A 16851-nucleotide genomic window follows, 5' to 3' on the forward strand; every position below is an offset into this window, starting at 1 on the left:
TCGTGAGGTACATCCGCAAGGCCTGGCACTGGCTGACCAGCATGCGCACCGCATTGGCGCTGCTGTTCTTGCTGGCCATCGCGGCCATCCCCGGCTCCCTGCTGCCGCAGCGCTCGCTCAACGAGTCCAACGTCAACGACTTCATTGAGACCAACGGCACGGTGGCGGAGATCTACGATAAGCTGCAGCTTTTCGACGTTTTCTCCTCCATCTGGTTCCAGGCCATCTACGTCCTCCTCATGGTTTCCCTGGTGGGCTGCATCATCCCGCGCTCCTGGGATCACTACAAGGCGTGGAAGACCCCGCCCACCCGCGCGCCGAAGTACTTGTCCAAGATGCCGCTCAACGCCACTGGGCATTCGGAGAAATCCCCGGAGGAGATCGCGGCCGCGACACAGAGCATGCTCAAGAAGTGGCGAGTCTCGGAGGTCGCGCCCGCTGAGGATCGCGCCGGCGCGCAGTCCTTCTCTGCGGAGCGCGGTTACGCCCGCGAGCTGTGCAACCTCATTTTCCACGTGGCACTCGTGGCCATCCTGCTCACCATGGCGGCTGGCCGCCTGGTCACCTACGAGGGTCAGGTCATCGTGGTCACGGAGAAGAACTCCCAGGGCCAGTCCCAGGAGCAGGCGCAGTCCACGGAGTTCTGTAATACCTCGACCTCGAATTACAACTCCTTCCGCGCCGGCCCGCTCTTTGACGGCACCGGCCTGCACCCCTTCTGCGTCAAGGCCCACGACTTCGCCGCGGAGTACCTTCCCAACGGCCAAGCGGAGATGTTTAGCTCCAACGTGTCCTACGCGGAGGGCGATGACATCTATAAGGATGACTCCGAGTGGAAGGACTACCAGCTCCAGGTCAACCACCCGCTGCGCCTGCAGAATAACCGCGTCTACCTGCAGGGCCACGGCTATGCGCCGACGATGACGGTGGAGTGGCCGGACGGCGAGAAGCGCACGCAGACCATCCAGTTCCAGCCCAATGACACCACCTTCTTCCTGTCCTCGGGCCTCATGCGCTTCGATCCGCCGGCGGGCATGTACCCGGACCTGTTTGAGCGCCGCCAGAACCAGCTGGCCATTCAGGGCCTCTTCGCGCCGACGGCCGAGTGGTCCGGTGAGAACGGCAAGCTGCTGCAGTCTTCGTACCCGGCAATGCTGGATCCGGCCGTGGCCATCGACATCTACCGCGGCGACGCCGGCCTGGACACCGGCACCCCGCAGTCCCTGTTTAGCCTGGATACCTCCCTGGTCCACTCCGGTCAGCTGCAGAAGATCGACCGCGTGAACCTCAACCAGGGTGAGTCGGTGACGCTCGACGACGGCACGAAGGTCACCTTCGACGGCGCCTCCGAGTTCGCCAACTACCAGGTTTCCTACGACCCCTTCCAGAAGTGGGTGCTGGTTTCCGCACTGGCCATGCTGGTCTCCCTCGTGGGCTCGCTGGTGATTAAGCGCCGCCGCGTGTGGGTACGCATCCGCCCGGCTGCCGGCGGCGGCACCGATATCGAGATGGGCGGCCTGGCCCGCACCGACCGCGCCGGCTGGTCCGAGGAGTTCTACGCGCTTCACCGCCAGCTCTTGGAGCTGCCGGACCCGGATGAGGTGGAGGAAGACACCCTGTACGCCGAGGATTAGCGGCGCTGACGCCGGCGCCGAAATATCAGTCAAAAGTTGGAGAGGCTACACATGGGGGAGTACCCTAAGGGCCACCGCAAATCCTCTCCATTCCTGCCAGATTGTGAAGGTAGAAACCTATGCAGATTGATCAGAATCTGTCCAACTTCTCGGACATCGCCGTCCAGACCTCGTTCGTCATCTACGCGCTCGCGCTGGTGCTGTCCCTGATTTACTACGGCCGCATGCAAGGCCTCATCGAGGTCCTGCGTTCCCGCTCCGACGCAGTGGCGCAGCAGCGTGAGTACGCCGCCGTGGGCGCGCGCGGTGGCGACGCCGTGCTGGGCGACGTCCCCCCGGCCACCACCGCCGCCGAGGACGCCGATGTGGCGAAGAAGGAGCAGAACGTCGACAAGCTCGGCGGCATGATGCAGATGCTCATGTGGCTGGGCATCGCCCTGCACCTCGCGGCCATCGTGCTGCGCGGTCTGGCCACCGGCCGCTTCCCGTTTGGCAACCTGTACGAGTACGTGCTCATGGTGACCGCGGGCGTGATGGTGGTGGCGACCCTTGCCATGCAGCGCAAGGAGTGGCGCACCCTGTGGCCGTGGCTGCTTACCCCGATCCTGGCGCTGATGTTCTACGGATCCACCAAGCTGTACGCGGAGTCCGCCCCCGTGGTGCCGGCGCTGCAGTCCCACTGGCTGCCCATCCACGTCACCGTGGTGTCGCTGGGTGCCTCCATCGGCATCGTCTCCGGCATCGCCTCGCTGCTGAGCATCCTGCGCGTGCACCAGCCGAAGGGCGTGGAGACCGGCTTCTTCGGAGCGCTGGCGCGCCCGCTGCCTTCCGCCAAGAAGCTGGATCAGCTGGCCTACCGCCTCGGCGTGGTCACGCTGCCGACCCTGGGCCTGGGCATCGTGCTCGGCGCCATCTGGGCGGAGTCCGCGTGGGGCCGCTTCTGGGGCTGGGACCCGAAGGAGACAGTGTCCTTTGCCACCTGGATCCTGTATGCCGCTTACCTGCACGCGCGTGCGACGCCGTCCTTCCGCAAGGCGGCGCCGTGGATCAACGTCATGGCGATGGCGCTGATGGTCTTCAACCTGATCTTTATCAATATGGTCGTCTCCGGCCTGCATTCCTATGCGGGGCTGAACTAGATGGCGGAGCATACGAGCCCGCGCCATAAGCAGGGAAAGCCGGCCGGCGATAATGCGGTGATTTTGGGCCTAGGCGCCCAATTTGCCGAGCGGCGCCGCGAGTTGGGCATTTTGCAGCAGCAGCTTGCCGACGCCGCCGGGGTCTCCCGCTCCACCCTCCACACCATCGAACACGGTGGTGCGGGCGTGCGGTGGGAAAAGATCACGGCCGTGGCCGAGGCCTTAGGCCTAGAGATGCGGTTCGTGCCGAAGGAAGCCTAGTCCTTCTCGCCGTCGGCGTCGCGTTTGCGGCGCTGGCGGCGTTTTCTTCTTCTGCCTCCTGGGCGCGGCGCTGTTTGAAGCGTTCCTTTTCTAGGTTCCACAGGAATTCCTCGTCATCATCGGGGCCTTTGATAGCGCGGGGTTGTTCCACCTCGCGCTTTTTCCATGTCGAGGGCCCGAAGGCCTTCCAGACGAGGTAGGCGGCGAGGACAAAGAGTAGGAGGAGGATGATTCGGCCCATGCGTGCGATTCTACCTGCACCGCGTACAATCAACCCCCATGACGCATAACCCTGAGCCACCCAAGCCGGACCCAGAACTGCGCCGCCGTTCGCGCGCGGCGCTGTGGAAGTACGGGCTCGCCCGCGTGATGCTATTTATCGCATTGACCGTGGTGATTGAGCTGTTGGCCATCACCATCGGCTTTCCCATCCCGGTGCTCATCGCGGCGCTGCTGGCGCTCTTTGTGGCGCTGCCGCTATCGATGCTGATCTTTAAAAAGTGGCGCATCGAGGCCACCCAGACGCTGGCCGAGTACTCCGCCCAGCGTAAGGCCCACAAGCGCTGGGTCCAGGCGGAGCTGGAAGGCCGCGCCGCGCAGGACTAGACGAGGATGAGCGCGGCGGCCTCGATAACGGCCCACAGGAGCATCGCGCGGCCGGTCAGGCCGAGCACGGGGATAAGCTCTGGGCCCTGGGCGCCGCGGTTGACGGTGCGGATGGCGCGCAGCGCAAGGGGGAAGTAGACCAGGCCGGCGAGCGCGAGCCAGCTGCCGAAGGCGATGCCGATGGTCAGCAGGAATGGCAGCAGGAGCAGCACCGTAAAGAGCAGTCGCGCCTTCTGGTTGCCAAGCCGCACGGCGAGGGTAATCTTGCCGGTCTCGGCGTCGGAGGGAATATCGCGGATATTATTGACTAAGTTCACCCCGGAGCTCATCGCGCCGATGCCCACGGCCAGCGCGAGGCCCGACCACGACAGGCGGCCGGCCTGGGTGAATTCGGTGCCGAGCACAGCGACGAGCCCGAAGAAGATAAAGACGGCGACCTCGCCGAGCCCGCGATAGCCATACGGGTTCTTGCCACCGGTATAAAACCACGCGCCGGCGATGCATAGCGCGCCGACGAGGATGAGCCAACAGGCGTGCGCCGCAAAAGACAGCGCGATGCCGGCGAGTCCGGCCACGGCGAAGGCGGCGAAGGCCGCGAGTTTCACCTGCTGCGGGCGGGCCAGGCCGCCGCCGGTGAGGCGCTGCGGACCGGTGCGGTCGTCGTCGGTGCCGCGGATGCCATCCGAGTAATCGTTGGCGTAATTGACACCGATGATGAGCGCCCACGCCACCACGAGGGCGAGAAGCGCGCGGCCGAAGTGCGCGCCGTCGGCAGCCGCTGCGGCACCAGTACCAGCGATGACTGGGGCGAAGGCATTAGCCCACGTGTGCGGGCGTGCGCCTTGGAGCCAGTCTTTGGCAGTTGCGGGATAGGCAGAAAGTGACATGTCAGTTATTGTGCCACGCCACCGCGGGCATGCTGTGCACAAGGGACGCACACGGCGGATATATAAAAGCCACGGGTATGGCGGAAGCGCGTCGTACGTACCCAAGAAAGGACGGCTGTGGGCCACACCCGTGACAAAAGTTCAATGCGTTGAACTTTCTTAAAGTTATCATGTGAATCGCTCGCGGGGCAAGGCCTTTACTACGATGAATATCATGCATTTAAGCGATCTCCCTGAACGTACCCAGGACTACCTCAAAGTCCTGTGGGACCTCTCCGAGCACTCCGGCGGCGCGCCCATCGCGCTCAAGGAGCTGGCGGGGCGATTGAACCAAAAGGTGCCCACGGCGTCGGAAGCCGTAAAGCGTCTCGTTGCCCAAGGGCTGGTGGAACATGAGCGCTACGCTGGCGTTTCGCTGACCCCAGAGGGCCAGGCACTGTCCATGGGCATGGTCCGCCGCCATCGTCTCCTCGAGACCTTCTTGGTCAAAGAGCTGGGGTACACCTGGGACGAGGTTCACGAGGATGCCGATCTCCTCGAGCATGCATGCTCCGATCGCTTCATCGATCGACTCGATCAGCACCTGGGCCATCCTCAGCGCGATCCCCACGGCGATCCCATCCCCGACGCGCAGGGCAGCATCGAGGACCTTGGCACGCTCACGCTTGACGACGTTCCCCTTCACACCCCTGTCACCATCGAGCGGGTATGCGACGGAGACACCGAGCTGTTGCGCTACCTCGACAGCCATGGCGTCGGCCTGGGCGTCGAGGTCGTAGTCGATTCCCGCGTTGCGGGCCTGCTCAACCTGCACGCAGGGGACGAGGAGTTCTCTCTTGCGGAAGTCGCGGCCGCCGACGTGACGGTGCGCGCTAACGAAGTCTAATCAGTTCTTAAAGAGCCCTGCGACACCACGACGGTCCACCTTGCCGGGGCCGGTCAGCGGCATCTCAGCAATGCGGATAATCTCGCGCGGAATCTGCCACCGAGGCAGGTCATCGAGCGCTTCGAGGATGTCGGTGCGCGAGGCCCAGCCGGTGTAAGCTGCGGCGATCATCTGGCCAAGACGTGGATCAGGGATGCCCACCACGCATACACTGTCGACGCCCGGTACCTGCAACAAGAGCTGTTCCAGTTGTTCTGGGTGCAACTTCAACCCGCCCGAGTTGATGATGCTGTCCAGACGTCCAGTGACGGTGAGTTGACCGTGGGCGTCGAGCTCCCCGGCGTCGGAAGTGGCGAACCAGCCATCGACGAAGTCGCGCGATTCCACATTGCGGTAGCCCTGCGCAATGGTCGGCCCGCCCAGGAAAATGCGGTTATCCTCGCCGATGCGCACCTCGGTGCCGGGCAGGGGAGTGCCGTTGTAGACGCAACCGCCCGCAGTCTCCGAGGAGCCATAGGTGGTTACCACGGTGATGTCGAGCTTGCGCGCAGATTCTAATAGCTGGGGATGCGGCGCTGCTCCACCCACCAGGATGGAGTTGAAGCGGCGCAGTGCTTGGATGCCGTCCAGTGAATCGAGTGCCTTGTGCAGCTGCATCGGCGTGAGCGCGGTGTACATGCGGTCTTCGGTGTGAGCGAGTTCTTCTGCTGCGCGGGCGAACTCGGCGATGTTAAAGCCTTGAGACAGGTCGAGGCACAGTGGCTCCACACCCGCCACCAACGAACGCACGAGCACCTGGATGCCCGCGATGTGATGGGCGGGCATGGCCAGTAGCCATTGGCCGGGTCCACCCAGGAAAGAATGGGTGGCATCCGCACTCGCCACCAGGTTAAGCGGGCTTAGCTGCGCACCCTTCGGTGTGCCCGTGGAACCCGAGGTAGCCACCACCAAAGCAATGTCCTCAGCAATCGATTCGCCCGCGCGCATGTGGTTGCGCAGCAATTCCGTCCGCGTGCGGTCCGCTGCGGGAAGGGGTAAGAGCGTGGTCTGCCCAGCGATGGCTCTCTCGAGCTCATCCAAAATACCTGCGGGATTGTGGGGATCGACTGGGAGTGGGGCGAGGATATGAGTCACGAATAATCAGGTTACCCGGGCATATCGCTCGTCCCGGGAGGCGGCGCGCCGGGCGTTTAGAGCAAGGCGCGCAGCCCCATGCTGAGCAAATAGAACACACCCGCCAGCACCGCGATGCAGCCGCCCGCCGACAAACTGAGTGCGGCCGCCAGCCAGAGCCCGCCGCATGCCAGCGCAATGCCCGCGATACCGGCACCGAGCATGAGCTGGGTCGGGCGCTTGATCCACGGCTGCAACGCCGCCGCCGGGGCTACCAGCAGCGCCAGGGACAAGATAGTGCCCACTGCGGGAATCACCACCACCATGGTCACGCTGATAAGCGTGAGGGTAAGCAAGTCATAGCGGCCGGGCTTTCCGCCTTGTGCGCGGAAGGACGTCTGGTCGAAGTAGAAGGAGACTAACGTCCGGCGAAATGCCACCAGCACGCCAAGGCTGACCACCACCAGGGCGCCGACAAACCAGACATCCTGCGCATTGACAGTGGTCAGCGAGCCCACGAGAAAGCTATCCACGTGGATAGGTAGCGGTTGGAACCAGCGCAGCAACAAGATGCCCAGGGAAAATCCCAAGGTGAGCGTCACGCCGGCGGCAGCGGTCGAAGAAATGCCCTCGACGGTACTCAACCACCGCATAAGCCAGGCCAAAGGCAGGCAGAACAGTGCCGCCCCCACCATCAAACCCGTGGAGAGATCCAAGCTCAGAAGGTTGGCCACTACTACACCGAGCACCGCGCCGGGGAAGATTCCGTGCGACAGGCTCTCAGCGAAAAAGACGCGCTTGCCCATGACCATCAAGGTTCCAACTAAGCCAGATAAACATCCCACAGCGATGGCCTCAAGGAGGGGCATCCGCAGGATCTCTGGATCAAGATGAGACAGTCCCATTAGCTAAATACCCCCTTCAAGCCCGCTAGCGGCACGGTGGCAACCAGCATCAAGCTGACGATTGCCTGCGGCGAAATCTGGTGCGTGGTTTGGGACAGCATGATGGCAAATCCCACCACCACTGCCAGCGTGGACAAACCCGCAGCCCAGAAGCACATGCTGCGCGGGGATCCTGCGATCAAGCGCGCCGAGAGGCCTGGAATGACAATAAAACCGATAACCAGCAACACACCCACTGCCGAGCTAGCCGCCACCACGATTAGGCCAACCGCGATATTCGCAATGAGCTCATAAGCCGCCACGTTGATGCCCATGGCGCGGGCCGCTGTGGTATCGAAAGCGACGAGAATCTGCATGCGCCAGGTTGTCAGGATGAGTAGTGCCGCAATCACGCAGAGCGTGACGGAGGTTGCCAGCCTGGACTGCGTGACGTCGAGAAGCCGGCCAAACATGAGGGCCTCCAGCTGCCCGGACTTGTCGCCATAGGCCAAACTGATGACCACGCCGATGCCGTACATAAAGGTCAGCACCACGGCCGTTCCGGCTTCCATATCCAGCTTCTGCGCTGACTGGCCCTGCCCAGAACCCAGAGAAGCCAGCACCAGCACCGTCACCGTGGCCACCGCGGCCGCACCCGGCACGATGCCCGGGATGCCGCCCACGATGAGCCCTACCACGATGCCCGGAAAAACCGAGTGCACGAGGGCTTCCACCGTAAATTCCATGCGGCGGAGATTAACGAGGACGCTAATGGCAGCTCCCGCAATCGATAGGCACAGCAGGAAGAGGAAAGCATTGCGCAGGTACGGGGCGAAGAGAATCTGCTCTATCACAGTCGCGCGCCTTGCTCCATATAGGTTTCCACTGCTTCCTCGGTTCCCATGGTGCGGACCTTGCCGTCGATCACAAACGCCGCCCAGTCGCAGGTGTGCTGCGCCAAGATGGGGTCGTGAGTGGAGACGAGCAGGGCGATTCCTGCTTCCTTGAGATCCGCAATGATCTGAATCAGGATTCGGCGACTTTCTTGATCAAGCCCGTTGAAGGGTTCGTCGAGAAGCACCAGCTCCGGGGCCGAAACCAACGCGCGCGCGATGAGCACGCGCTGGCGTTGCCCACCCGAGAGCTGGCCAAACCGCGTCTCGGCGAGGTGCTCCATCCCCACTTGTCGCAGGGCATTGAGTACGCAGTCGCGGTAGCTACGCATGCTCGTGCACCTGTGCCACCAGCTCACTGAGGGCAAAAGGCCCATTTCCACGACCTTGTAAGCCGTGACGGGAAAGCTCAGGTCGGAGTCTTGGTACTGCGGGACGTATCCGAGCGAGGCGTCGATGGTGGCCATGCCGCGCAAGGCAGCCAGGCCAGTGATTGCCTTGAGCAGGGTAGATTTGCCCGCGCCGTTGGAACCTAGGAGCGCCACGGCCTCGCCCGCGCGGATCTCAAGGTCAACGTCGGTGAGGATATCCCGGGCGCCATAGCCGCAGGTGGCATTGTGCAGAGTGACTAATGGGGAAGACATAAAGAGCTACTTGCGCTTGGCGAAGTCGAATTCCTGCAGCGATTCTGGCAACGGTTGCTGCTTGGAGTCCCAGGCGCTGACCAGGGTGTTGATGTTGTGGACGATGGATCCGATGTAGGTCTCGCCCTCACTGCCTGGCACACCTAGCGAGTCGCCGTACAAAGCGTCGTCGGATGTAACCGCCTTGACGCCTGCGGCGCGGGCGATGGCCTCGATGGACTTCGAGTTGTTGGAATTCTCCGCAAAGATGGCCTTGGCGCCGGACTCGCGGACCTTCTTTACCTGCTCATCGATGTGGCTCGAGGTGGCGTCCTGCTGGTGGTTGAAGTCAGACAGTGCGGAGCCGATGAATTTCACGCCATACTCGTTAGAGAAGTAGCCGAAGGCGTCGTGGGAAGAGAAGAGCACGCGGTCTTGCTCAGGAACTGCGGACATGGAATCGCTGGCCCACTTGTCGAGGTCCTCCAGCTGGTCGGTGTACTTCTTGCCGGCGGCGGTGAAGGCGTCCTTGGCCTGCGGGGAGGCCTGGGACAACGTGTTGACGATGTTGTCGACCTGAATCTTGGCCTGCTTCGGGGAGGTCCACACGTGCGGGTCGTACTTGAATTCTGGGGCCTCGCCGTCCTCCCCCGGGAAAGGCCACGGGCGCGGGCTCACGTGTTCGATGCCCTCGTCGATGGTGTACTTGCCGTTGCCATCGCCCATACCTTCGCTCTTGACGCCCGAGGTCACGGCCATGACGCCGTGGAAGCCGGAGGAGTCCACGGCTTGGTCGAGGAAGTGCTCGAGGTCGACTCCGTTAACGAACATGTAGTCGGCCTGGGAGAGCGCCTGCATCTGCTGTGGGGTCATCTCGTGCTCGTGGGCGCTGGCGTTGGGGGCGAGCAAACAGGTGAGGTCGAGGGTCACTGGACCCTCGCCGGAGTTGGTCTCCGCACCCTGGGAGTCGACCTTGTGGAGCTTGACGCCGCCGGCGGCTACCTGGGTGAGGTAGTCGCAGATCTGGGTAGTCGTGGCCACGGCCTTGACGGTGTCGCCGTCCTTCGGCTTTGCAGCGTCGGTGGATTCTTTCGAGGCGCTGCAAGCGGCGAGGCTGGCGCCGAGTGCTAGGGCACAGGTGCCTGCGAGAATGCGCTGTAGGGGCCGGCGTGGGGTGCTGTGATTTGAGCTCATAATGAACTTCCTTTGCATTGTGAGAAGCGAACTCAACAAACACTAGCACCCTTGAACTGAATTGTTCAATACCGTGAACTTAGGTAGTCCTATCTCCTTCTTGAGCTGCTAAACTTAAAAAATCCTCTCACTTCAATGGATGAAGTGAGAGGTTGGGAAGCGGTGGCCTTAGTTGGCTACTTTTGTCTTCTTGCTGAAGAGAAGCTGGTCCAGGGAGTGCATGCCGGGGCCGGCGGCGAGCATCAGGCCCGCGACGGCGACGGTCCATTCGGAGAACCTTTGCCAGCCCTGGGCGATGAGAATTACGCCCAGGGCGACGCGTGCTGCGAGCATGACGAATGAGTTGCAGAGTTTCATGTTCGACACTTTAAGTATTAACTATGGGCATGTCCACAATTGCTTGAGATGTCTCACTCCGGTCCGAGGGCGTCCCACGCCATTTACTCCGCTACATGTATGGATTGCGCGGGGTGTCCTCCTGAGCGAAGGGACGCTCCCCGCTGTCCTGCGCATCCTTGATACGCTTGAGCATCCACACTCGCGAGACGATGACGCCCGCCAGTGCAAGTGTGGCCAAGCCGATGGCGAAAATCCACATCGTGCTAACTCCTGGCTAGTAGTAATACGGGAACTGCTCCCACTGCGGGTCGCGCTTTTCGAGGAATGCTTCTTTGCCCTCGACGGCCTCGTCGGTCATGTACGCCAGGCGGGTCGCCTCGCCGGCGAAGACTTGCTGGCCCATGAGGCCGTCATCGGTCAGGTTGAAAGCGAACTTCAGCATGCGCTGGGCTGTTGGGGACTTGCCGTTGATTTCGCGGCCCATCTGGATTGCGGCGTCCTCCAGATCGGCGTGATCGACAACCTCATTGACCGCACCGATCTCGTACATGCGCTGCGCGTCATAGGTGCGGCCCAAGAAGAAGATCTCGCGGGCGTACTTTTGGCCCACCATCTTGGCCAAGTAGGCCGAGCCATAGCCGGCGTCGAAGGAACCGACGTCGGCGTCGGTCTGCTTGAAGCGTGCTTCCTGGCGGGAGGCGATGGTCATATCGCACACCACGTGCAGGGAGTGCCCGCCGCCGGCGGCCCAACCGTTGACCACGGCGATGACCACCTTGGGCATGGTGCGGATGAGGCGCTGGACCTCCAAGATATGCAGGCGGCCGCCCTCAACCTTCTCGCGGGCGGTGTCGACAGTGGATTCGTCGGCAGTCGCGTCATCATGCGCATGCTCCGTGGCATAGCGATACCCGGAGCGGCCGCGGATGCGCTGGTCACCGCCGGAGCAAAACGCCCAGCCGCCGTCCTTCTGGGAAGGCCCGTTGCCGGTGAGAAGTACTGTTCCTACATCCGGGGTGCGGCGCGCGTGGTCCAGCGCGCGGTAAAGCTCATCTACCGTGTGCGGGCGAAACGCATTGCGCACCTCAGGGCGGTCGAAGGCGATGCGGACGATGCCATCCTTACGCTGTGGCTTTGGACCGTCACTGTTAAGTCGGTGATAGGTGATATCCGTGAGATCCTCAAAGCCCTTGACGGGCTGCCAGAGCTCCGGCTTGAAAGGGTTATCGGTGCTGTAGTTCTTCTGCTCGCTCATGGCACACCAGCTTAATTGGAAAGCAGTGCGCCGGAAGTATAGTCCCCATTCCCAACCCTCACCCACACTCTCCGCCCAGCGCGGCGGTTGTAAAACAATACGCAATACTGCGGGGTATGCCCCGTCAATGTGCACGTGTACTCCGTACCAGCGCGGTACACCATACAGTGGGACGGAATCGAACCTCCCTGCCTTCTTGCGCTACGAAGGCGCCTGAGAAGCACTGGACTTTTCCCTGCCCAGTAAGGGTTGCGCTCGCTGCGAAGGGTGTGGGCTACCGTCGCGCGCGTGGCGCGCGACATGACTACATGTCGAACGACATGACGTGCCGCAAGAATGCGGCACAACTAGCGGCAGACCTTATTTAGTTATCAGTTCCGTATTCCAGTTCAGCTGCTGGATGCGGGTATCCAGCTCGCGGTACTGGCGGGCCAGATCGTCGGCGCGCTCGCGCAACTTCGGCACGGGCACCGTGGCCACGAACTTGATCTCTGAGCGGGAGTAACGGTCGTGGCGCGCACCCGCACGCTCTGCCAGTCCCTGGTAGATGCGGCGCTTGCGTAGCAGACCATCACGCAGCGCCAGCGCTTCCATGAGCGTGATCTCATCGTCGAACGCGGTGGCCGTGTTCGTGGCGTTGATGGCGATGACGAGCTCATCGATGCGCTTGGTCACGCCCTCGAGTTCGCGGAGGAGATCGGTCGGATTTTCATCCGGTTCATCGCCTTCCTGAATGCGGACCGTCGCCGCGAGGCGGTCACTCAGCGAGTTGAGGCGCTCCTGCGCCTGGGCACGCTCGGCCAAGGCTTCAGCCAGTAGCATGGTTCCTCCTTAACCCTTAATGGGATTGATTGTCTGGGCAATTGTACGGCAGACAGGAGGCTTCGCCGTGCGGTCGTGACGGTTTTAACAAATAGTGCCCCGAAACTTCGAGGCGGGCTCAGGTGGTGAATGCATCTATACAGCTGGGAGGTTGTGTAGATGTCAGGTGACAAGAAGCTACGTGAGCAGTTTGTGGAGGCGTATCTGCATGATGCGCGTCCGATGCCATTGATCCTGAAGGAGTTGGGGGTTTCGAAAGCTCAGGCGAGGGCGTGGCGTCAGGCTGAGGGCCTTAGCCGTGCTCGGCGCCAGCGGAGTTTGGTTGACGAGCAGTATCAACACGTTGTTGCTTTGGTTGAAAGCGGCCGGTCTGTGCTCAGCGCAGTTAAAGAGGTCGGGTTCCCTCAGCGGTTGGCCTATAGCTACCTTGCCCAGGACGGGTTTGAGCTCGTCCAAGGCAACCGTGGTGGAACCGCACAACACCAGCGGGATCGCATCGCTAAAGCTTTACAGCTTGTTGATGCTGGCAAAAGCTATAAACAGGCCGGTCAGGTAGTTGATCGCAGTGATGCCACGGTTAAAGCGTGGCATCATAATCGCATGTCTGGGCGTTTGATACTCAATGATCATCCCACTGAATCCGAATCGAAGGTAGGACGCGGAAAGCGTCTTATCCGCCATGACCGAATAGCGATAGGCTACCTGCTTAAACAGGGGCTTACTCACCGTGAGATTGCAGCCCAACTGGGCCGCAACCAGTCGACGATTAGCAGGGAAATCGCCCGTGGGATGACTGAGCATGGCTACGATGCCCTCGTGGCACAAAAGCGGGCTGTGGACCGTTTAGCCAGGCCTAAACCCCGCAAACTCGATACCAACCCGCAGCTGCGTGCCTTGGTCATCGAGGGATTGAACACGAAGTGGTCGCCTGAGCAGATTTCGAACTATCTTGCCCGCTGCTTCAGTAAAGGTGGGGATATGTCAATTAGCCATGAAACCATCTACCAAGCTCTCTACATCCAAGCTAAAGGTGCTTTGCGCCACGAGCTGAAAGTAGAAAAAGCGCTGCGTTCTGGGCGGACCGGACGAAAGCCACAATCACGCCTGCCAGCCCGCGGTAATCGAAGCTGGATTGGTGAGGACTACCGCATCAGCGAGCGCCCTGCCAGCGTTGAAGACCGCGCTGTCCCAGGACATTGGGAAGGCGATCTCATCATCGGACAAGGAGGAAGCACTGCACTCGTGACCTGTGTGGAACGCAGTACTCGCTACACCATGATCCGCAAACTGGATGTTCATGATTCCGCCACAACTGTCGACAAGTTAATCGAGATGTTCACCGGCAAAATACGCAACATCACCAAGACTCTCACCTGGGACCAAGGCGTTGAATTAGCCCAAGTAGACAAGCTGAGCATCGCACGTGGACTAGCAGTCTACTTCTGTGATCCGCACTCGCCCTGGCAGCGCCCTACCAACGAAAACACTAACGGGCTAGTCAGAGACTTCCTACCTAAAGGAAGCGACTTTAGTACCCTGACCGACAAGGATGTCCAACACATTCAAGACCTTCTCAACGGGCGCCCCAGAAAGGTCCTCAACTGGTATAAACCCGAAGAGAAGATACAAGAACTATTCAAGTGATGCATCCACCACTTGAAACCGCCCGATGATCTGGGGGCTTATTTGATCGATATGTACCTCAGCGCTACTCATCTAAGTCGAGCAGCATCTCGATGCGGCGGAGCTCGTCGTACAGGCGGCGTTCTTCCAATGAGAGGCAGCCCATGGAGGCTAAATCACGCAAATCGCGGCGAGTGATGGGTTCGCCTTCAATGGCTGAATAGGCGTTAGTGAGCTGGTTGGTCAGTTCTTTTCTACGAAGTTTGAGTTCCTCATTGTTGGTTAAGCGAATTGCCGATGTCATCGTGGCCTCCCTTCTTCTAAGGAATTTAATCTCACGAAGTTAGGTTGAACAACCGTTTGAGCACCCAAAAAATAGAGGAGACCCCCCAAAGCGCCCGGGGAGCTGGGGTGCCTATGCGATTGCTATGTGGGTCTCGCGTGGTTGCTCCCTACGCTTGTCCAACTAGCCTCCGTAAGCTACCGCGATGCGCGGTCCGCTACGGCTGACCTTCGGTAGACAGCCGGTCGGTCCACGTCCAGTTGTTGGCGTCCTCAAAGCTTGCGTACACGGAATTGTCGCCGTCGATACCGCAATAGAAGGTCCGGGTATCGGAGCCCATGGCGCAACGCAGGTCGTAGGTTTGTTTGGTTGCCGGGCTCACGGCAGAAATGCGGGTGTTGTAGGAGCCATTCACGGTGGGGCTGCCCTGCGACCAGGTGAAGGTGTGCTTGATGGCCTCGTCAAACATAGCGGCGGCGAATTCACAGGAGGTGTTCTTGCCTGCGTGAATCCTGTCGCCCTGGTTCGTGTAGCCGCACTCGCCGCCGATTTGGCCTACGTTGATGGAGTGGCCGCCCGGATTGGGGTTCGTGTTGCCGTCGGCGCCTTCTTGCGTGGAGTGGGCGTCTGATGGGGCGTCGTCAAGCGTCGGCGCGGGGCCGCGGTCGTCGGAGCTTTCGGAGGTCTCTGTAGCTGCCGCTTCCGTAGTCGTGGTGGCGGCGGAGGGCACCTGGGCGTTAATGGAAGGCTCATTCGCCGGTGCGGCGGTGGTATCGGAGGCATCGCCGCAGGCGCTCAAGGCAAGACCGGCGGCAACGAGAACGGAAAGAGTAGAGGTGAATCGCATGGGGTGCAGCCTAGCGCCCCGGGGCAGAAATCAGGGGCGCTGACTGTACAAACGGGGAGCGTTACCCAATAAACATGAACGCGAACAGCGTGTTGAGCACGGTGGCCGCAATCATCGGCACGGCCGTGCGCTTGACCAGCTGGATGGGGTTGACCTTGATGGCGCCGGAGACGATGAGGACCGCGGCGTTGACGGGGGAGACCTGGCGCATGAGGTTGGAGGTACCCCAAATAGCGGTGAGCATCTGCGGGGCGTGGATGGAGGTCTCAGCGGCCAGGTTGGGTACGACCTCCGAGAAGGCGAAGTAGGGGGCGGTACCGGAGCCGGTGAGGGCAGCCATGGCGGCGGTGGCGGCTACGAAGATGAGGACAATGATGACGGCCGCGCCGGAGGAGCCCTCGGTGGCGCTGATGAGCATGTCGATAACGCCCATCTGGGTAATGCCCTCCACCAAGACGGCGGCGGCGACGAGCAGAGCCACCACGCCGGCGGCGCCCTCGCCCATGCCCTTGAAGAAGGTGGCCATGGAGTCCACCGCGCCGGTGACGGTGCGGTTGCGGATGGACTCGATGATCATCGCGATGAACAGGGACACCACGGTCACCGGCAAGATGCCGCCCTCAAAGGGGATGACGCCCAGCTGCTTGAGGATGGCGGAGACAATGATGAGCAGCAGCGGCATGAGCGGCAGGATGGCGTAGAAGCCCGGCAGGGAGGCGGCGCGCGCGATGGCTTCCTCGGTGGCCTTATCGCTTAAGGACTCCGCGGTAACGTCGCCGGAATTGAGGGCCTTGCGCTCATCCGCCTTGTCGCAGCGACGCTGCCACCACATGTGGACGAAGGCGGTGATGAGCAGGGTAGGAACGGTGGCGTGGGCGACGGCGCCGTAGACGAACTCAGTCGGCGTCATGTTCGTCAGATCCGCGCCTTGAATGAGGCCGGCTTCCAGCGGAGTAGGGACGATGGTGGAAGACGTCACCACGATGGCGCCGACGGTCAGTGGGGTGAGGCCGGCGGCGATGAGTGCTGGGAGGAGCGTGGCGACCAGCAGGAGGGAGAGCGCTGCAGCAGAAGGGATAACGAGCGAGAGCAAAGTGCCCAAAATGAAGCCCACCGGCACGAGCCAGTAGGAACCTCTAAAGCGCTTGAGCGGGGCGGAAAGAATCACCACGGTCTTGGCGTCCGCGCCGATGTGGCGCATGTAGGACACGAAGCCGAAGAGCACCATGATGGCCATGCCGATGCCGGAGAAGCGGGACTTGAACAGGGCGTCGACCACCAGGAGTTGGTCGTAGAAAGCATTGCCGGTTGCTTCAATTTCTGTGGTGCGGAACTCCGCGCGGCCGGTGAGCGCGGCGAGCATGAGCAGGACTACGCCGACGGCGAAGATGGAGGCCGCGGCGTTGACCTTCTTGTAGATGAGATAGACAACGGCGGCGATGGCGAGCAGCGCGATGAGAAGATAGAGCATATCTGGTCCTTCTTCTGGTTATAACCAATTACCTTTTTAACCTAGCATCATGCAATAGTTCTGTCGCATTAGAGCCCACGGTTATGATGAA

General features: G+C 61.5%; 20 protein-coding genes. 6 read left to right on the top strand and 14 right to left on the bottom strand.

What is annotated here, in order from left to right:
• Positions 1 to 2 precede the first annotated feature (2 nt).
• The 3 genes from ACLI1P_RS01795 (at position 3) to ACLI1P_RS01805 (ending at position 3034) form a co-directional block, all read left to right on the top strand.
• Complete coding sequence (locus ACLI1P_RS01795; protein WP_411709280.1) at positions 3 to 1634, top strand: cytochrome c biogenesis protein ResB; 1632 nt, start codon at positions 3 to 5, stop codon at positions 1632 to 1634.
• Between the two features lie 119 nt (positions 1635 to 1753).
• A complete protein-coding gene (gene ccsB, locus ACLI1P_RS01800) occupies positions 1754 to 2773 on the top strand; it encodes a c-type cytochrome biogenesis protein CcsB (RefSeq protein ID WP_411709281.1) in 1020 nt (339 codons plus the stop codon).
• Entirely contained in the window at positions 2774 to 3034 is a 261-nt protein-coding gene (locus ACLI1P_RS01805) for a helix-turn-helix domain-containing protein (RefSeq protein WP_200436254.1), read from the top strand. It abuts the gene before it with no gap.
• On the opposite strand, the gene ACLI1P_RS01810 is transcribed toward ACLI1P_RS01805, so the two are convergent.
• The gene (locus ACLI1P_RS01810; protein ID WP_408930032.1) at positions 2976 to 3275 is read right to left on the bottom strand and encodes a hypothetical protein; all 300 of its coding nucleotides are present in this window, start codon (positions 3273 to 3275) and stop codon (positions 2976 to 2978) included. The two genes, ACLI1P_RS01805 and ACLI1P_RS01810, sit on opposite strands and share 59 nt — an antisense overlap.
• 38 nt (positions 3276 to 3313) lie before the next feature.
• Between ACLI1P_RS01810 and ACLI1P_RS01815 the strand changes: the two genes are divergently transcribed.
• Positions 3314 to 3640: a DUF4229 domain-containing protein gene (locus ACLI1P_RS01815; protein WP_250413299.1), complete on the top strand. Its 327-nt coding sequence runs from the start codon at positions 3314 to 3316 to the stop codon at positions 3638 to 3640.
• On the opposite strand, the gene ACLI1P_RS01820 is transcribed toward ACLI1P_RS01815, so the two are convergent.
• Positions 3637 to 4527 carry a 1,4-dihydroxy-2-naphthoate polyprenyltransferase gene (locus ACLI1P_RS01820; RefSeq protein WP_250413300.1) on the bottom strand — a complete coding sequence of 297 codons (891 nt, stop codon included), beginning with the start codon at positions 4525 to 4527 and terminating at the stop codon, positions 3637 to 3639. The genes ACLI1P_RS01815 and ACLI1P_RS01820 overlap by 4 nt on opposite strands.
• A 214-nt stretch (positions 4528 to 4741) precedes the next feature.
• On the opposite strand from ACLI1P_RS01820, the gene ACLI1P_RS01825 reads away from it, so the two are divergent.
• Positions 4742 to 5413, top strand: a complete 672-nt coding sequence (locus ACLI1P_RS01825; RefSeq protein WP_034656208.1) for a metal-dependent transcriptional regulator — start codon at positions 4742 to 4744, stop codon at positions 5411 to 5413.
• Here ACLI1P_RS01825 and menE read toward each other — a convergent pair whose 3' ends face one another.
• From menE to ACLI1P_RS01870, 9 genes are all read right to left on the bottom strand, one after another.
• The gene (menE, locus tag ACLI1P_RS01830; RefSeq protein WP_250413301.1) at positions 5414 to 6547 is read right to left on the bottom strand and encodes an o-succinylbenzoate--CoA ligase; all 1134 of its coding nucleotides are present in this window, start codon (positions 6545 to 6547) and stop codon (positions 5414 to 5416) included. It abuts the gene before it with no gap.
• 56 nt (positions 6548 to 6603) lie between these two features.
• Positions 6604 to 7431 carry a metal ABC transporter permease gene (locus ACLI1P_RS01835; protein ID WP_023020499.1) on the bottom strand — a complete coding sequence of 276 codons (828 nt, stop codon included), beginning with the start codon at positions 7429 to 7431 and terminating at the stop codon, positions 6604 to 6606.
• Positions 7431 to 8264: a metal ABC transporter permease gene (locus tag ACLI1P_RS01840; RefSeq protein ID WP_023020500.1), complete on the bottom strand. Its 834-nt coding sequence runs from the start codon at positions 8262 to 8264 to the stop codon at positions 7431 to 7433. The genes ACLI1P_RS01835 and ACLI1P_RS01840 overlap by 1 nt, the downstream gene beginning before the upstream one ends.
• On the bottom strand, positions 8261 to 8947 hold the full coding sequence (locus tag ACLI1P_RS01845; RefSeq protein ID WP_023020501.1) for a metal ABC transporter ATP-binding protein: 687 nt from the start codon (positions 8945 to 8947) through the stop codon (positions 8261 to 8263). The genes ACLI1P_RS01840 and ACLI1P_RS01845 overlap by 4 nt, the downstream gene beginning before the upstream one ends.
• 6 nt (positions 8948 to 8953) lie before the next feature.
• Positions 8954 to 10120 carry a metal ABC transporter substrate-binding protein gene (locus tag ACLI1P_RS01850; RefSeq protein ID WP_297845648.1) on the bottom strand — a complete coding sequence of 389 codons (1167 nt, stop codon included), beginning with the start codon at positions 10118 to 10120 and terminating at the stop codon, positions 8954 to 8956.
• A gap of 168 nt (positions 10121 to 10288) precedes the next feature.
• On the bottom strand, positions 10289 to 10477 hold the full coding sequence (locus ACLI1P_RS01855; RefSeq protein WP_250413306.1) for a hypothetical protein: 189 nt from the start codon (positions 10475 to 10477) through the stop codon (positions 10289 to 10291).
• Positions 10478 to 10568: 91 nt separating this feature from the next.
• On the bottom strand, positions 10569 to 10718 hold the full coding sequence (locus ACLI1P_RS01860) for a hypothetical protein (protein WP_408930033.1): 150 nt from the start codon (positions 10716 to 10718) through the stop codon (positions 10569 to 10571).
• Positions 10719 to 10733: 15 nt separating this feature from the next.
• Complete coding sequence (locus tag ACLI1P_RS01865; protein ID WP_408932088.1) at positions 10734 to 11714, bottom strand: 1,4-dihydroxy-2-naphthoyl-CoA synthase; 981 nt, start codon at positions 11712 to 11714, stop codon at positions 10734 to 10736.
• A gap of 360 nt (positions 11715 to 12074) precedes the next feature.
• Complete coding sequence (locus ACLI1P_RS01870; protein ID WP_010189741.1) at positions 12075 to 12536, bottom strand: DIP1984 family protein; 462 nt, start codon at positions 12534 to 12536, stop codon at positions 12075 to 12077.
• A gap of 159 nt (positions 12537 to 12695) precedes the next feature.
• On the opposite strand from ACLI1P_RS01870, the gene ACLI1P_RS01875 reads away from it, so the two are divergent.
• Positions 12696 to 14180 (top strand): IS30 family transposase, encoded by a 1485-nt coding sequence (locus ACLI1P_RS01875; RefSeq protein WP_411709160.1) that lies wholly within the window; start codon positions 12696 to 12698, stop codon positions 14178 to 14180.
• Between the two features lie 64 nt (positions 14181 to 14244).
• Here the strand turns inward: ACLI1P_RS01875 and ACLI1P_RS01880 are convergent, their stop codons facing one another.
• From ACLI1P_RS01880 to dcuC, 3 genes are all read right to left on the bottom strand, one after another.
• Complete coding sequence (locus ACLI1P_RS01880) at positions 14245 to 14463, bottom strand: hypothetical protein (RefSeq protein WP_411709282.1); 219 nt, start codon at positions 14461 to 14463, stop codon at positions 14245 to 14247.
• Between the two features lie 196 nt (positions 14464 to 14659).
• Positions 14660 to 15289 carry a hypothetical protein gene (locus ACLI1P_RS01885; protein ID WP_306507788.1) on the bottom strand — a complete coding sequence of 210 codons (630 nt, stop codon included), beginning with the start codon at positions 15287 to 15289 and terminating at the stop codon, positions 14660 to 14662.
• A 61-nt stretch (positions 15290 to 15350) separates the two neighbouring features.
• Positions 15351 to 16760: a C4-dicarboxylate transporter DcuC gene (dcuC, locus tag ACLI1P_RS01890; protein ID WP_296133722.1), complete on the bottom strand. Its 1410-nt coding sequence runs from the start codon at positions 16758 to 16760 to the stop codon at positions 15351 to 15353.
• Positions 16761 to 16851: the final 91 nt, after the last annotated feature.

The organism is Corynebacterium tardum (genome assembly GCF_046717785.1).
In the GTDB taxonomy this organism is placed as follows: domain Bacteria; phylum Actinomycetota; class Actinomycetes; order Mycobacteriales; family Mycobacteriaceae; genus Corynebacterium.

Coding starts and splice junctions, on each gene's coding strand:
- ACLI1P_RS01875 (WP_411709160.1), top strand. CDS start 12,696: ATGTCAGGTGACAAGAAGCTACGTGAGCAGTTTGTGGAGGCGTATCTG.
- ACLI1P_RS01820 (WP_250413300.1), bottom strand. CDS start 4,527: ATGTCACTTTCTGCCTATCCCGCAACTGCCAAAGACTGGCTCCAAGGC.
- ACLI1P_RS01870 (WP_010189741.1), bottom strand. CDS start 12,536: ATGCTACTGGCTGAAGCCTTGGCCGAGCGTGCCCAGGCGCAGGAGCGC.
- ccsB (WP_411709281.1), top strand. CDS start 1,754: ATGCAGATTGATCAGAATCTGTCCAACTTCTCGGACATCGCCGTCCAG.
- ACLI1P_RS01835 (WP_023020499.1), bottom strand. CDS start 7,431: ATGGGACTGTCTCATCTTGATCCAGAGATCCTGCGGATGCCCCTCCTT.
- ACLI1P_RS01850 (WP_297845648.1), bottom strand. CDS start 10,120: ATGAGCTCAAATCACAGCACCCCACGCCGGCCCCTACAGCGCATTCTC.
- ACLI1P_RS01865 (WP_408932088.1), bottom strand. CDS start 11,714: ATGAGCGAGCAGAAGAACTACAGCACCGATAACCCTTTCAAGCCGGAG.
- ACLI1P_RS01815 (WP_250413299.1), top strand. CDS start 3,314: ATGACGCATAACCCTGAGCCACCCAAGCCGGACCCAGAACTGCGCCGC.
- dcuC (WP_296133722.1), bottom strand. CDS start 16,760: ATGCTCTATCTTCTCATCGCGCTGCTCGCCATCGCCGCCGTTGTCTAT.
- ACLI1P_RS01805 (WP_200436254.1), top strand. CDS start 2,774: ATGGCGGAGCATACGAGCCCGCGCCATAAGCAGGGAAAGCCGGCCGGC.
- ACLI1P_RS01810 (WP_408930032.1), bottom strand. CDS start 3,275: ATGGGCCGAATCATCCTCCTCCTACTCTTTGTCCTCGCCGCCTACCTC.
- ACLI1P_RS01825 (WP_034656208.1), top strand. CDS start 4,742: ATGCATTTAAGCGATCTCCCTGAACGTACCCAGGACTACCTCAAAGTC.
- ACLI1P_RS01855 (WP_250413306.1), bottom strand. CDS start 10,477: ATGAAACTCTGCAACTCATTCGTCATGCTCGCAGCACGCGTCGCCCTG.
- ACLI1P_RS01880 (WP_411709282.1), bottom strand. CDS start 14,463: ATGACATCGGCAATTCGCTTAACCAACAATGAGGAACTCAAACTTCGT.
- ACLI1P_RS01845 (WP_023020501.1), bottom strand. CDS start 8,947: ATGTCTTCCCCATTAGTCACTCTGCACAATGCCACCTGCGGCTATGGC.
- ACLI1P_RS01885 (WP_306507788.1), bottom strand. CDS start 15,289: ATGCGATTCACCTCTACTCTTTCCGTTCTCGTTGCCGCCGGTCTTGCC.
- ACLI1P_RS01860 (WP_408930033.1), bottom strand. CDS start 10,718: ATGTGGATTTTCGCCATCGGCTTGGCCACACTTGCACTGGCGGGCGTC.